Here is a 14,683-nt window from a genome sequence, read left to right as displayed (position 1 = left end):
AGTTTTCGCGCGCGACGCGGGAGCCTCATGCCAGGACATCAGACCGGTGCAGGTACGCACCGCGCCGCCACTTCATCCATGGACAGTCCGAGCACGCCGGCCAGCGCGGCCACCGTGAAGAAGGCCGGGGTGGGGGCCCGCCCGGTCTCGATCTTCCGGAGGGTCTCGGCGGAGATGCCCGCTTTCGCGGCGATCTCCGTCATGCTCCGGTCGCCACGCGCCTGACGCAGCAGCCGGCCCAGCCGCTCGCCGCGTTCGCGCTCTTCGGGGGTGAGAGGGGTGCGCACCATGCCCCCATTCTAATACCGGTATAGTAATTGGCATGGTGGAACTCAAGACCGACACATCGATCGATGCCATGTACGAAGCGGGCCAGGTCGTCGGCCGCGCCCTGACGGCCGCACGCAAGGCCGCCGACGTGGGCGTCTCCCTGCTGGAACTGGACGAGGTGGCGCACGACGTGCTGCGCGAGGCGGGCGCGACCTCGCCGTTCCTGGGGTACCGGCCCTCCTTCGCCCCGACCCCCTTCCCCGCCGTTCTCTGCGCCTCGGTCAACGACGCGATCGTGCACGGCGTCCCGGGCCCCTATCGCCTGCGCGACGGCGACCTCGTGTCCCTCGACTTCGGCGCCGAACTGGGCGGCTGGGTCGGCGACTCGGCCCTCAGCTTCGTCGTCGGCACCCCGCGCAAGGGCGATCTGCGCCTGGTCGAGACCGCCGAGCGGGCCCTCGCGGCGGGCATCGAGGCAGCCGTCGTGGGCAACCGCATCGGCGACATCGCCCACGCGATCGGCACGGTCTGCCGCGGCGCCGGCTACGGCATCCCGGACGGCTTCGGCGGCCACGGCATCGGCCGCCGGATGCACGAGGACCCCGGGGTGCCGAACGAGGGCCGGCCGGGACGGGGCATGCGCCTGCGACACGGCATGGTGCTGGCGATCGAGCCCATGGTCGTCGGAGGCGGTACGGACGCCTACCACGCGGCTCCCGACGGCTGGACCTTGAAGACGAACGACGGCTCCCGAGCGGCCCACGCGGAGCACACGGTGGCGATCACGGATTCCGGACCGAGGATCCTGACGGCGCGCTGAACCACACCGGCCTCTCCGAATCCTCCGGAAATGTGCCGAAGGTGCCCGCTGCCGACGATCGTGCGAAGGTGTTCTACGAGCGCGCCCCAGGTGTAACCGGCTGCCACCCGGGTTACCCGACCCCGGCACGTCGACCAGCGAGGGCGTCCCCCCGCGCGGGCGCCGGGGACGCCGGGAACGGAAGGCCCATGAGCAGCGGCTTCACCAGCCCGGAGGGCGGCTACGGCTCGGACCCCTTCGGAGAATTCCTCGCACGCTTCTTCGGCGGACCGCGTCCTGGTCCCCGGCAGATCGACCTCGGACGGCTGCTCAGCCAGCCGGCCCGGGAGCTCGTCCGCGGGGCCGCCCAGTACGCCGCCGAGCACGGCAGCCGGGACCTCGACACGGAGCATCTGCTGCGGGCGGCGCTCGGCACCGAGCCCACCCGGACCCTGCTCAGCAAGGCCGGGGCCGATCCCGACTCGCTGGCGTCGGAGATCGACGACCGGTCGGGTCCGGCCCAGCACGGCCCGCAGGACGCGCCGCCGCCGACCACACTGTCCCTCACCCCGGCCGCCAAACGGGCCCTGCTGGACGCGCACGACATGGCCCGGGCCCGCGGCTACGGCTACATCGGCCCGGAGCACGTGCTCAGCGCCCTGGCCTCGAACCCCGACTCGGCCGCCGGGCACATCCTGAACGCGGCCCGCTTCGCACCCTCCACCCCGCCCGAGGCGCCGGAGGTCCCCCAGGCCGAGCGGCCGCGCCCGACGAACACACCGACCCTGGACAAGTACGGCCGCGATCTCACCGAACTGGCCCGGCAGGGGCGTATCGACCCGGTGATCGGCCGGGACCAGGAGATCGAGCAGACCGTCGAGGTCCTCTCCCGCCGCGGCAAGAACAACCCGGTGCTGATCGGTGACGCGGGCGTCGGCAAGACCGCCATCGTGGAGGGGCTGGCGCAGCGCATCTCCGAAGGGGACGTGCCCGACATCCTGATCGGGCGCCGCGTGGTCGCCCTGGACCTGACGGCCGTGGTCGCGGGCACCCGCTACCGGGGTGACTTCGAGGAGCGGATGAACAACATCGTCAGCGAGATCCGCGCCCACTCCGAGCAGTTGATCATCTTCATCGACGAGCTGCACACGGTCGTGGGCGCCGGTTCCGGTGGCGGCGACGGGAGTTCGATGGACGCCGGCAACATCCTCAAGCCGGCCCTCGCCCGCGGCGAGCTGCACATCGTGGGCGCCACCACGCTGGAGGAGTACCGCCGGATCGAGAAGGACGCGGCGCTGGCCCGCCGCTTCCAGCCGATCATGGTCCCGGAGCCGACCGCCGCGGACGCGATCGAGATCCTGCGCGGCCTGCGGGACCGCTACGAGGCCCACCACCAGGTCCGCTACACCGACGAGGCGCTGGTGGCGGCCGTGGAGCTGTCGGACCGCTATCTCACCGACCGCCGCCTGCCGGACAAGGCCATCGACCTGATCGACCAGGCCGGTGCCCGGGTGCGGCTGCGGGCCCGGACCAAGGGCACCGACGTACGGGCCCTGGAGCGGGAGCTGGAGCAGCTGACTCTGGACAAGGACCAAGCGGTCGCGGAGGAGCAGTACGAGCAGGCCACCCAGTTGCGCGACCGGATCCTGGACGTGAAGCAGCGGATCGCCCAGGCCGGCGGCGACAGCGAGATCGACGAGGGCCAGGACCTCGTCGTCGAGGCCGAGTCGATCGCCGAGGTGGTGTCCCGCCAGACCGGCATCCCGGTCAGCAGCCTCACCCAGGAGGAGAAGGACCGGCTGCTGGGCCTGGAAGAGCATCTGCACCAGCGGGTGGTCGGCCAGGACGAGGCCGTGCGGGTCGTCTCCGACGCGGTGCTGCGCTCCCGGGCCGGTCTGGCCAGTCCGGACCGGCCGATCGGCAGCTTCCTCTTCCTCGGCCCGACCGGGGTCGGCAAGACCGAACTGGCCCGGGCGCTCGCCGAGGCGCTGTTCGGCAGCGAGGACCGCATGGTCCGCCTCGACATGAGCGAGTACCAGGAGCGGCACACCGTCAGCCGCCTGATCGGCGCCCCGCCCGGCTACGTCGGCCACGAGGAGGCCGGCCAGCTCACCGAGGTCGTCCGCCGCCACCCGTACTCGCTCCTGCTGCTGGACGAGGTGGAGAAGGCGCACCCGGACGTCTTCAACATCCTGCTCCAGGTCCTCGACGACGGCCGGCTGACCGACTCCCAGGGCCGCACGGTGGACTTCACCAACACCGTCATCACGATGACCAGCAACCTCGGCTCCGAGGCGATCACCCGCCGCGGTGCCACGATGGGCTTCGCGTCAGGCGGCGACGACGCGGACGAGGAGGCCCGGCGCGAGCAGATCCTGCGCCCGCTGCGCGAGCACTTCCGCCCCGAGTTCCTCAACCGCATCGACGAGATCGTCGTCTTCCGCCAGCTCACCACGGACCAGCTTCGCCGGATCACCAACCTGCTGCTGGACCGCACCCGTTCCCTCGTGCACGACAAGGGCATCACGGTGACCTTCACGGACCGAGCGGTGGAGTGGCTGGCCGACCACGGCTACCAGCCGGAGTACGGCGCCCGCCCGCTCCGCCGCACGATCCAACGCGAGGTGGACAACGAACTGTCCCGACTGCTGCTGGACGGCAGGGTGCCCGAGGGCGGCCAGGTCACGGTGGACACCGAGGACAATCACCTGACGTTCCAAACGCAGAGTTCGACAGCGCCCTCTTAGGGGGCGCGGGGAACTGCGCGACCAGCCCCCACGCGCCCGCGGACGAAACCCTCAGCGAACCGGCCGCACCACCATCGCCGATCCTCCACCGCGCCGTACCTTCTCAGCGGCTGCCAGCCACTTCCCACCTGGCAGCCGCTGAACACCCGTAGCCGCACCGATCTCCGGGTTGACCTTGAAGGAATGCCCGATCGCCTCGAGCTGCTTCCTCAACTCGGCGTTGTCGTACAACCCCGGTTCCAGCTCGGTCTGCGCGGCATTCCGCTGACTCGCCCGAGGCGCGGCAATCGCATCGACCAGCGGCAACCCCCGGTCGACAAACCCGGTCAGCGTCTGCAAGACGGTCGTGATGATCGTCGCCCCACCCGGCGACCCCAGCGCCACCACGGGCTTGTCATGCCGGTCGAGCACGATCGTCGGCGAGATGGAAGACCGCGGCCGCTTCCCCGGCCCCGGCAGATTCGGGTCGTGCACCGCGGGGTTCGCCGGCGTGAAGGAGAAGTCCGTCAGCTCGTTGTTGAGGATGAACCCCCGCCCCGGCACGGTGATCCCGCTGCCGCCGGTCTGCTCGATGGTGAGCGTGTAGGCGACGACGTTCCCCCACTTGTCGGCCGCCGTCAGATGCGTGGTGCTGTCACCCTCGTACGTCGTCGGAGCGGCCTTGCCACCGGAGCCGCACTTCTGAGGACGACGCGGATCGCCGGGCGGCACCGGGCTGGACAGCACGGCGTCGTCCTTGATCAGGCACTCGCGCGAGTCGGCGAACCTCTGCGACAACAGTTCCTTCGTCGGCACGTCCTCGAACGCGGGGTCGCCCACCCACCGGCCCCGGTCCGCGAACGCGATCCGGCTCGCCTCGATGAAGCGGTGCAGGTACCGCGCCTTGCTCGCCTTCGACAGGTCGGTCCGTTCCAGGATGTTGAGCGCCTCGCCGACCGTCGTACCGCCGGAGGACGACGGCGCCATGGAGTAGACGCCGAGGCCGCGGTAGGAGGTCTTGGTGGGTGCCTGGAGCTTGGTGCGGTAGGCGGCCAGGTCCTTCGCGGACAGGTCGCCGGGGCGGGCGTTCCAGCCGGAGGCCGGGTCGACGGGCGGCTTGTTGACCGTGTCGACGATCTCCCGGCCGAGGCCGCCGCGGTAGATCGCGCCGACGCCCTTGTGCCCGAGCTCCGCGTAGGTGCGGGCGAGGTCGGGGTTCTTGAAGGTGGAGCCGACGACGGGGAGCCGGCCGCCCGGCAGGAACAGCTCGGCGGTGTCCGGGAAGTAGCGGAAGCGGGTCTCGTTGGACGCCGTCTGCGAACGGAAGGTCTCGTCGACCTCGAAACCGTCGCGCGCCAGCCGCTCGGCCGGCTTCAGGACGCTCGCGAGCCGCTTGCTGCCCCACTGGTCCAGCGCCGTCTGCCAGGTGGCGGGGGTGCCGGGCGTGCCGACGCTCAGGCCGCTGCTGACGGCGTCGGCGAACGGGATGGGCTTGCCGTTCTCGGTGAACAGGTTCTTGTCGGCGGACAGCGGAGCGGTCTCGCGGCCGTCGATGGTGCGCACCGTACGGGACTTGGCGTCGTAGTAGACGAAGTAGCCGCCCCCGCCGATACCGGCGGAGTAGGGCTCGGTGACGCCGAGCGCGGCGGCCGTGGCGACGGCCGCGTCGACGGCGTTGCCGCCCTTGCGCAGGACCTCGATCCCGGCGGCCGAGGCGTCCGGGTCGACGCTGGAGACGGCTCCGCCGTAGCCGACGGCCAGGGGAGTCTTCTCACCGCCGGTGGTCTGCGCGGCGGGTGGCGCCGCCGCCCCCAACGACACCACCACGGCGGCCGAAACCGCCAGGACCGTCAGATTCCGTGCGACAGGGCGACGCATCCGCACCTCCAGTAAAGGCCGTCCGCGCAGCTTAATTCATCGTCCTGGTCGCGTCAGGCACGCGTCGAACACCGGTGCGTCGGGCCCGCTACCATGCGCGCCCATGAACGACGACGTGCGCAACATAGTCCTGGGTGTGGCCGCGGCGGGCATCAGCGCCGCGCTGGGCTGGCTCGCCCGTACGTTTCTGTGGAAGCGGAAACTCCGGCGCAAGCAGGCCTTCTTCGGGCTGCCCGAGAACTCCGAGTCGCTGCTGGTCGTCAACCGTGATCCGGCCGCCACCGAGCCGGCGGTGCACCGCTTCGACGTGTACGCGCTCCTGGAACTCTCCGCACTGATCAAGAGCTGCGGGGCGCACCTCCACGTGGTCACCCAGGACTCGGCTCATCAGGGGTTCGGCGAGCGTACCGAGTTCTGCGTCGGCGGCCCGGGGTCCAACCGGCGCATGATGGCGCATATGGCGGCCATGCTGCCCGGCGTGCGCGTCAACATCGACGCCGAACCGGGGCCGGACCGGGGCGCCTTCCAGATCGGCGACGAGCGCTACCGCATGGATCCGGGCATCACGGAGTACGTCCTGCTGGCCCGACTCACCGCCGGCGACCGCCGCGAAGCGCGTCCCGTGTTCCTCTTCTGCGGCCAGCGCGCCATCACCAACCAGGCCGCCACCCGCTATCTCGCCCGCAACCACGAGCGGCTGGCGCGCAAGCACGGCGATTCCTTCGTACTGCTGCTGAAGGTGATCAACTCGCAGGCGTACGGCCCGGACGTCGTCGAACTGGTGGAGGACGTGACGCGAGCGGCACAGGCCCCGCTGCCCGCCCCCGCCGCTCCACGCAACAACCACCGGGCCTCCTGAAGTCCTCCACTTCTCAACAATCGTTACTGGCACGTAACTTACCGACGGGTTACCACTGGTAAGCGGGCGAGGTTACCGTCTGGTCACTTTGCACTTACACGAGTGAGGAGTGACCCGTGGGACTCCACCGCAAGGCCCTGCGCACCACCGCCGTAGGCGCCGTCTCGGCGACCCTGGTCGCCGGTACAGCCCTCGGACTCGCCCCCACCGCACAGGCGGCGCCGAACCCCGTCCGCTTCGTCGACATCACCGGCGACGGCGGCACCGTCCTCAAGGCCAACGTCGTCACCCCGGCCGGGGCCGACGGCACGCACCGCTACCCGCTGCTCGTCATGCCCACGAGCTGGGGCCTGCCCCAAGTCGAATATCTGGCCCAGGCACAGAAACTCGCCGACTCCGGGTACGTCGTGGTCACGTACAACGTGCGCGGCTTCTGGCAGTCGGGCGGCGAGATAGAAGTAGCGGGCCCACCCGACATCGCCGACGCGTCGAAGGTCATCGACTGGGCGCTCGCGAACACCCCCTCGGACTCCGGGCACATCGGCATGGCGGGCGTCTCCTACGGCGCCGGCATCAGCCTGCTCACCGCCGCGCAGGACAAGCGGGTCAAGGCGGTCGCCTCACTGAGCGGCTGGGCGGACCTGATCGGCTCCATCTACGGCGGGCGCACCCAGCACCTCCAGGCGGCCGCCCTGCTGGACGGCGCGAGCATCGTCACGGGCCGGCAGAGCGCCGAACTCCGGCAGACCTTCGACGACTTCTACAGCTCCAACCTGGCGAAGGAGCCGGAGCTCATCGCCTGGGGGAAGAAACGTTCCGCTGCTACCTACGTCGACCAGATCAACAAGAACGGCGCGGCGATCATGCTCGCCAACGCCTGGGGCGACACGATCTTCCCGCCCAACCAGTACGCCGACTTCTACGAGAAGCTGACCGGCCCGAAGCGGCTGGAAATGCGGCCCGGAGACCACGCCACGGCCGAGCTGACCGGCCTGTTCGGGCTGCCCAACGACGTGTGGAAGGACACCACGCGCTGGTTCGACCACTACCTCAGGGGCGAGGACAACGGCATCGACCGTGAGCAGCCCGTCCAGCTCAAGTCCCGTTCCTCGGGCGGCTACGAGGGCTACCCGGACTGGAAGTCGGTCGCCGCGACCGACCGGAAGATCGCCCTCGCGGGCACGACCACGATCCGCGCGAACGTGAACTCGGGGGCGGACGGCGGAGTCGTCTTCCTGTCCAGCATCCTCGACCAGGTCGCCCAACTGCCCCCGATGGCCTCGATCCCGCTGCTCCCCCGCCGCTGGGCCGCCGTGTGGCAGTCGGAGAAGTACGCGGCGGCCCAACAGGTACGCGGTACCGCGAAGTTGCACACGACCCTCACCCCGACCAAGGAGAGCGGCACCCTCGTCGCCTACCTCTACGACGTGGGGCCGCTCGGCCTCGGCAAGCTGGTCTCCAACGCGCCGTACACCTTCCACGGGCGCACCCCCGGAAAGCCGTTCGGCTTCGACCTGGAGCTGTACTCCACGGCCTACGACGTCCCGGCCGGGCATCGCCTCGCCCTGGTCGTCGACACGGTCGACCCGCTCTACATCGAGCACAACCCGTCCGGCGCGCAGCTGACCTTCTCCTCGCCTGCGAACGACCCGTCGTACGTGTCGGTCCCGCTGCGCGAGCAGTGATCTCCGGCTGCCGCCGGACGGGCCTGGCCGATGTGAACCGCCGTCCCCGTGGCCACAAGGGCCGTGGGGGCCACACCCGGCGGGAACGCCCCGCGGACCGGGCCGGCGGTCTGTTCACCCCCGGCGGGATCGGCGGGCTTCGGCGAAGTCCCCCTCTCCGACAGGGATGAAGGGCACATCGTAGTCGAGGTCCGATCCGATGAGCCGTCCGGTGCCTGCCCGTTCAGTGCTTGAGGATCTTGGAGAGGAAGTCCTTGGCGCGGTCGCTGGTGGGGTTGGTGAAGAACTCGTCAGGGGTGCGGTCCTCGACGATTCCGCCGTCGGACATGAAGACGACGCGGTTGGCGGCCGAGCGGGCGAAGCCCATCTCGTGCGTGACGACGATCATGGTCATGCCGTCGCGGGCCAGTTGCTTCATGACCTCCAGCACCTCGTTGATCATCTCCGGGTCGAGGGCCGAGGTCGGCTCGTCGAAGAGCATCGCCTTGGGCTCCATGGCCAGGGCACGGGCGATGGCCACGCGCTGCTGCTGACCGCCGGAGAGCTGCGCCGGGTACTTGTCCGCCTGGTCGGCGACTCCGACCCGGTCGAGGAGTTCACGGGAGCGCTTGTCGGCGTCCTCCTTCTTGCGCCCGCGCACCTTGACCTGCCCCAGGGAGAGGTTCTGCAGGACGGTCTTGTGGGCGAAGAGGTTGAAGGCCTGGAAGACCATGCCGACGTCGGCGCGCAGCCGGGCCAGGGGCTTGCCCTCCTCGGGCAGTGGCTGTCCGTCGAGGACGATCGTCCCCGACTCGATGGTCTCCAGCCGGTTGATCGCCCGGCACAGTGTCGACTTTCCCGACCCCGAGGGGCCGATGACCACGACCACCTCCCCCTTGCCGACGGTGAGGTTGATGTCCCGCAGGACATGCAGCTCCCCGAAGTGCTTGTTGACGTCACGCAGCTCGATCAGCGGATCTACGGCCATACTCAGCCCTACTCACTCTCAGCTGTGTGGTGGTTGCCGCAACGTATCCAGGCAAGATCGGACTTGTCGGGCGACACGCACTTTTCGATCATTAGCCGTATTTACATCGCACTTTGGGTCAAAGGGTACGCTCATGGGCCTCACGCCTCCGCGACTTCCGCGTAGAGCTGCGACAGCTCGGGCACGCCGTACGCGGCCCACTCGTGCCCGGAGTCCACGACGTCGAACTCCCTGCCGGAGGTGAGCCGCACGACGGGCTGCCCGTCGGACCGGATCTCCCAGGCGGCTCCCGGGACGGTGCGCACGATGACGGTGCCCAGGTAGAGCCCGGCGTCGTTGCCGAGCCAGGCCAGGGTCTCCTCGTCGTCCCGCCAGCGCGGCAGTAGCTGGTCCAGCGCCTCCAGCGAGGCCGCCGAGTCGTCCAGCCGGACCCCCGCCCGGGACGCCTGGGAGCGGAGCAGTTCGCACTCGGCGAGCAGGTCCGCGATGCCCGCGGGGTCGGGGAACCCGACCTTCTGGCGCCGGTTGCCCAGGAAAGGGATGTTCATACGCCCAGCGTGTCATTCGTACCCCCGTACGCACCACAGGCGCGCGGGCCGTGGATGACGGTCGAGTTCACGCCGAGTTCGCGCATGGCGCGTTGACGAGTCCCTGTTGTCTCCCTAGCTTCACCGTGCGTCTTGCGTCTCGGGTTTCGTGGTGTCTTCTGTTCCGTCCCTGCGTTTGGTGTTGTCGCGTCGTGTGTCGATGAGCGGGAGGAGTCGGCCGTGCGCCGATGTGTCCGGGGGGTCCTGGTCGTCCTGACCCTGTGCGGGTCCTTGTTGTCGGCGGTGTCGGCCCAGGCCGTCGAGGAGAGACGGGCCGGGCCGGTGCCGCTTGAGCGGCTGTTCGACAACATCGCCGTCAGCGACGACAGCCGGCCCGCGGCGGCCGACTTCGACGGCGCCGGCGCCTCCCTGTCGGCGCGGGACCTCACGGCAGCGGGCTGGGCACCCGGCCGCGTCCTGACCGTCCAGGGGGCCCGGCTGACCTGGCCGCGGCGGCAGCCGGGCGAGCCGGACAACGTCCGCGCCGCCGGGCAGGACGTCCGCGTCACGGGGCGTGGCGACGCCCTCGCCTTCCTGGTGGCGGGCACGGCCGGCACGGAGGCGGGCGGCCCGGGCACGCTCACGTACGCGAACGGCACCCGCTCCGGTTACCGGCTGACCGCGCCCGACTGGCGCACCGGGCCGCTCGCCACGAAGGCGGTGGCCCTGCCCCACATCAACACGCCCGGCGGGCAACTCGCCGAGCAGGCCCGCCTGTACGTCGTGACGGTGCCGCTGGCGCCGGGGCGCGAGCTCGCCTCGGTCCGGCTGCCGCGCGCCGCCGGACTGCATGTCTTCGCGGTGTCGGTACGGACCGCCACGCAGGGCTGGACGGGGAGCTGGACGACGTCGACCGGCGGCTACGCGGCCGTGGGGCCCTGGACGGACCGGACGCTGCGGCTGGTGGTGCGCACCTCGGCGGGCGGGCCCCGGGTGCGGATGCGGTTCGACAACACCTTCGCCGCGGCTCCGGTGCGGATCGGCGGCGCGACGGTGGCCGTACAGGCAACGGGCGCGGCGGCACGCGGGACGCCGGTGCCGTTGTCCTTCGGCGGTGAGGAAGGCGTGCAGATCCCGGCGGGGGCCCAGGCGTACAGCGATCCGCTGGGCTTCGCGGTGCCGGCGGACGCCAACCTGCTGGTCAGCTTCCATCTGCCCGGCCCGGTGCCGGCGGCGCCCCTGCACCGGCTCGCGCAGCAGCGGTCGTACGTCAGCGAGCCCGGCGACCACGCGGCGGACGGTAGCGCCGGGGCGTACACCTCGGTGATCACCAGTTGGCCGCTGCTCGCCGGGGTCGACGTGAGCGGCGGGCCCGGGTCCGTGGTGCTGCTCGGGGACTCGATCACCGACGGCGACAAGTCCACCGTGGACGCGAACCGGCGGTGGCCGAACGTGCTGGCCGGCCGGCTGCTGGGGCAGAGCGCCGTGCCGCGCTACGGGGTGCTGAACCAGGGCGTCTCGGGCAACCGCGTCGTCACCGACCGGTATCCCGGCGACGGGGTGTCCACGGACACGGCCGGGGTGAGTGCCCTGCACCGGTTCGACCGGGACGTCCTCGCCCAGCCGTCGGCCCGTACGGCGATCGTCTTCGAGGGCGTCAACGACGTGCGCTGGGGCACCTCGGCGGAGCAGGTGATCGCGGGGCTGCGGGAGCTGGCGGCGCGCGGGCAGGCCCGGGGGCTCAGGATGCTCGGGGCGACGATCCTGCCGTGCGAGGGCGAGACGCGCTGCACGGCGGCCGTCGACGCCGAGCGGGTCGCGGTGAACGAGTGGATCCGCGAGGGTGGTGTCTTCGACGGGGTGCTCGACTTCGACGCCGTCGTACGCGACCCGGCCGACCCCGCGCGGATGCTGCCCGCGTACGACAGCGGCGACCACCTGCATCCCGGGGACGCGGGGCTGGCGGCGCTGGCGGACTCGGTCGACCTGCGGCTGCTGTGAGCGGTCGGTTCGCGGCCGCTGTGAGCTACACGTCCAGGTCGACCACGACCGGCGCGTGGTCCGAGGCGCCCTTGCCCTTGCGCTCCTCGCGGTCCACGTAGGCGTCCTTGACCGCCTGGGTGAACGGCGCGTTGGCGTACACCAGGTCGATGCGCATGCCGCGGTTCTTCGGGAAGCAGAGCTGGCGGTAGTCCCAGTACGTGAAGGGGTGGTCGTACTTCAGGGGCCGCGGGACCACGTCCGACAGGCCCGCCTCGCGCAGGGAGGCCAGGGCCGCGCGCTCGGCGGCGGTGACGTGGGTCGCGCCCTCGAAGGCCGCGCGGTCGTAGACGTCGTCGTCCGTCGGCGCCACGTTGTAGTCGCCCATCACCGCGAAGGGGCGGCTGCCGGCCGCGTCGCCCGCGACGGCGGCCTTGAGGGCCTCGAACCACTGGAGCTTGTAGGCGTAGTGCGGGTGGTCCACCTCGCGGCCGTTCGGCACGTACACCGACCAGACGCGGAGCGGGCCGCAGGTCGCCGAGATGGCGCGGGGCTCCACCGAGCCGTCGAACCCGGGGTCGCCGGGCAGGCCCTTGACCACGTCCTCGATGCCGACGCGGGAGAGCACCGCCACGCCGTTCCACCGGCCGGTCGCGTGGACCGCCGACTCGTAGCCCAGCTCGCGCAACTGCTCCGTGGGGAACTGCTCCTCGGCGACCTTGGCCTCCTGGAGGCACAGCACGTCCGTGCCGCTGCTCTCCAGCCAGGCCAGGAGCCTCGGCAGGCGAGCGGTGATCGAGTTCACGTTCCAGGTCGCGATGCGCATGTCCCACAACCTACCCGGAGGGTCTGACAACGCCGCCCGGGCCCAGGGAGCCCTAGAGGTCGGCCGACGCCCCGGGGGTGAGCCGCAGGTGCTCCGCCCCGGCCAGGTTGCCGATCTGACGGTCGTAGATCGGGCGCGCGAGGTCGGTGAGGAGGGCGTCGTGGATGTCGTAGGCGCGCTGCGGCCGCACCTCGCGGACGTAGTCGATGACCTCGGAGATCTTGCTCCACGGGGCCATGACCGGGAGCATCAGCGTCTCCACCGGGTGGTCGGGGACGGTGAGGGCGTCGCCGGGGTGGAAGACCTTGCCGCCGTCGACGAGGTAGCCGACGTTGGTGATGCGCGGGATGTCCGGGTGGATCACCGCGTGGAGTGCGCCGTGGACCTGGACGTCGAAGCCGGCGGCGGTGAAGCTGTCGCCGTGGCCGACGGTGTGCACGCGGCCCGGGAACGCCGAGGAGATCTTCTCGGCGACGGACCTGAGGGTCCAGATCCGCGCGGCCGGGTTGTTCTCCATGGCGGCTCGCAGCCGGAACTCGTCGAAGTGGTCGGGGTGCTCGTGGGTGACGAGGATCGCGTCCGCGCCGAGCGCGGCGTCCTCCTCGCTGAACCCGCCGGGGTCGAGGACGAGGGTCCGGCCGTCCTTCTCGAGACGGACGCAAGCGTGCGACATCTTCGTGAGCTTCATGAGTCCATCCTGCCTTCCGGGGTTCCGCGCGGGATCACTCGTGGGGCGTCGTCTCCTCGCGGATGACCTGCTGGGCGACCTTGAACGCGCTGTTCGCCGCCGGGACGCCGCAGTAGACGGCCGCCTGGAGGAGCACCTCCTTGATCTCGCCCGGGGTGAGGCCGTTGCGCAGGGCGGCCCGGGTGTGGAAGGCCAGCTCGTCCAGGTGGCCGCCGGCGACCAGGGCGGTGAGGGTGACGCAGCTACGGGTGCGCCGGTCGAGCCCGGGGCGGTCCCAGATCTCGCCCCAGGCGTAGCGGGTGATGAACTCCTGGAAGTCCCCGGAGAAGTCGTCGGCCTGCGCCAGCGCCCGGTCGACGTGCGCGTCGCCCAGCACCTCGCGGCGGACCTTGATCCCGGCGTCGTACGGGTCGGGCCGCCCCTGCGCCTGGGGGGCCACGATCGGGGCGATCTCGGCGACGGGCCCGGACTGCAGGGGCTGCGGCGGTGCCGGGGACAGGACCGGCTTGAGGGCGGCCGCGGGCAGGGCCGTCTGGCCGGTGGAGGTGTCGAAGCCGGGCTGCCAGGCGGTGGAGAAGTGCCGCACCAGGAGGTCGGTGACCGCGGCGGGCTGCTCCACCGGCACCAGGTGGGAGGCGCCGGGGACGACGGCGAGGCGGGCGTCCGGGATGCCGGCGACCAGGGTGCGGGCCTCGGCGGGGCCGGTGACCTGGTCGTCCGAGCCGACGAGGACCAGGGTCGGCACGCCGACGCGGCCGAGTTCGCCCCGGATGTCGAACGAGGCGAGCGCCTCGCAGGCGGCGATGTAGCAGCCGGGGTCGGTGGTGCGGACCATCTGCACGGCCCACTCGGTGATCGCGGGCTGCGCGGCGGCGAACCCGCCGGTGAACCAGCGCTCGGGCGAGGTACGGGCGATGGGGTCGAGGCCGTTCGTGCGGACGATCACGCCTCTCTGGCGGAACTCGTCGGCCGTGCCGAAGCGGGGCGAGGTCGCGATCAGCGCCAGGGAGGCGAGCCGCTCGGGGTGGCGCAGGGCCAGCTCGATGCCGACCGCACCGCCGAGCGCGCAGCCCGCGTAGCCGAAGCGCTGCACGCCGAGCCCCTCGAGGGTGGTCAGCAGGCGTGTGGTGAGGTCGCTGACCGAGCCCGCCGGGTACGCGGGAGCGCCACCGTGTCCGGGCAGGTCGAACCGGAAGACGCGCCAGTGCTTGATCAGCTCGGGGATCTGGCGGTCCCACATGTGCCAGGTGGTGCCGAGCGAGGGGCCGAGGATGAGGACCGGGGCGTCTTCCGGGCCGTCGAAGCGGTACTGGAGGGCAGGGGTCGTGGTCTCACTCACCGCTCCACGCTAACCGCCCTTTCCGGCTTCGCCGACCCGGGTCCCCGGATACTTACACCTGGCTCCCGTATATCACCGGCTAACTCTCACACCGCCTTCACGTACGGCGTCCCCCTGACCTGCGGGACCGCGGGTCAGG

At 71.2% G+C, this 14,683-nt stretch carries 12 protein-coding genes; 5 read left to right on the top strand and 7 right to left on the bottom strand.

Annotated features, from left to right (window positions below; genetic code table 11):
* Positions 1-38: 38 nt before the first annotated feature.
* Complete coding sequence (locus ACFTZL_RS04350) at positions 39-290, bottom strand: helix-turn-helix domain-containing protein (protein ID WP_382578093.1); 252 nt, start codon at positions 288-290, stop codon at positions 39-41.
* A gap of 32 nt (positions 291-322) precedes the next feature.
* Here ACFTZL_RS04350 and map point away from each other — a divergent pair, with 32 nt between their 5' ends.
* Positions 323-1,090 carry a type I methionyl aminopeptidase gene (gene map / locus ACFTZL_RS04345; protein WP_382578091.1) on the top strand — a complete coding sequence of 256 codons (768 nt, stop codon included), beginning with the start codon at positions 323-325 and terminating at the stop codon, positions 1,088-1,090.
* A gap of 188 nt (positions 1,091-1,278) precedes the next feature.
* Positions 1,279-3,816: an ATP-dependent Clp protease ATP-binding subunit gene (locus ACFTZL_RS04340; RefSeq protein ID WP_382578089.1), complete on the top strand. Its 2,538-nt coding sequence runs from the start codon at positions 1,279-1,281 to the stop codon at positions 3,814-3,816.
* A gap of 51 nt (positions 3,817-3,867) precedes the next feature.
* Here the strand turns inward: ACFTZL_RS04340 and ggt are convergent, their stop codons facing one another.
* Positions 3,868-5,673, bottom strand: a complete 1,806-nt coding sequence (ggt, locus tag ACFTZL_RS04335) for a gamma-glutamyltransferase (protein ID WP_382578086.1) — start codon at positions 5,671-5,673, stop codon at positions 3,868-3,870.
* 103 nt (positions 5,674-5,776) lie between these two features.
* On the opposite strand from ggt, the gene ACFTZL_RS04330 reads away from it, so the two are divergent.
* Positions 5,777-6,532, top strand: a complete 756-nt coding sequence (locus ACFTZL_RS04330; RefSeq protein ID WP_382578084.1) for a hypothetical protein — start codon at positions 5,777-5,779, stop codon at positions 6,530-6,532.
* A gap of 116 nt (positions 6,533-6,648) precedes the next feature.
* The gene (locus ACFTZL_RS04325) at positions 6,649-8,217 is read left to right on the top strand and encodes a CocE/NonD family hydrolase (RefSeq protein WP_382578081.1); all 1,569 of its coding nucleotides are present in this window, start codon (positions 6,649-6,651) and stop codon (positions 8,215-8,217) included.
* A gap of 223 nt (positions 8,218-8,440) precedes the next feature.
* On the opposite strand, the gene ACFTZL_RS04320 is transcribed toward ACFTZL_RS04325, so the two are convergent.
* Positions 8,441-9,184, bottom strand: coding sequence for an amino acid ABC transporter ATP-binding protein (locus tag ACFTZL_RS04320; RefSeq protein WP_382578079.1), 744 nt, complete (start codon positions 9,182-9,184; stop codon positions 8,441-8,443).
* Between the two features lie 140 nt (positions 9,185-9,324).
* The gene (locus tag ACFTZL_RS04315) at positions 9,325-9,732 is read right to left on the bottom strand and encodes a DUF6278 family protein (protein WP_184588678.1); all 408 of its coding nucleotides are present in this window, start codon (positions 9,730-9,732) and stop codon (positions 9,325-9,327) included.
* 219 nt (positions 9,733-9,951) lie between these two features.
* Between ACFTZL_RS04315 and ACFTZL_RS04310 the strand changes: the two genes are divergently transcribed.
* Positions 9,952-11,712 (top strand): SGNH/GDSL hydrolase family protein, encoded by a 1,761-nt coding sequence (locus ACFTZL_RS04310; RefSeq protein WP_382578077.1) that lies wholly within the window; start codon positions 9,952-9,954, stop codon positions 11,710-11,712.
* 25 nt (positions 11,713-11,737) lie between these two features.
* Here the strand turns inward: ACFTZL_RS04310 and ACFTZL_RS04305 are convergent, their stop codons facing one another.
* The 3 genes from ACFTZL_RS04305 to pcaC are packed head-to-tail and all read right to left on the bottom strand — an operon-like array spanning position 11,738 to position 14,544.
* Positions 11,738-12,517 carry an exodeoxyribonuclease III gene (locus tag ACFTZL_RS04305; protein ID WP_382578074.1) on the bottom strand — a complete coding sequence of 260 codons (780 nt, stop codon included), beginning with the start codon at positions 12,515-12,517 and terminating at the stop codon, positions 11,738-11,740.
* Positions 12,518-12,569: 52 nt separating this feature from the next.
* The gene (locus ACFTZL_RS04300; RefSeq protein ID WP_382578072.1) at positions 12,570-13,205 is read right to left on the bottom strand and encodes an MBL fold metallo-hydrolase; all 636 of its coding nucleotides are present in this window, start codon (positions 13,203-13,205) and stop codon (positions 12,570-12,572) included.
* 34 nt (positions 13,206-13,239) lie between these two features.
* Positions 13,240-14,544 (bottom strand): 4-carboxymuconolactone decarboxylase, encoded by a 1,305-nt coding sequence (gene pcaC, locus ACFTZL_RS04295; protein WP_382578070.1) that lies wholly within the window; start codon positions 14,542-14,544, stop codon positions 13,240-13,242.
* Between the last annotated feature and the right edge of the window lie 139 nt (positions 14,545-14,683).

It is taken from the genome of Streptomyces sp. NPDC056948, assembly GCF_042674225.1.
Taxonomy (GTDB): domain Bacteria; phylum Actinomycetota; class Actinomycetes; order Streptomycetales; family Streptomycetaceae; genus Streptomyces; species Streptomyces purpurascens.
Note: the sequence above shows the minus strand (reverse complement) of the source record. Positions and strands in the feature narration are given on the sequence as shown.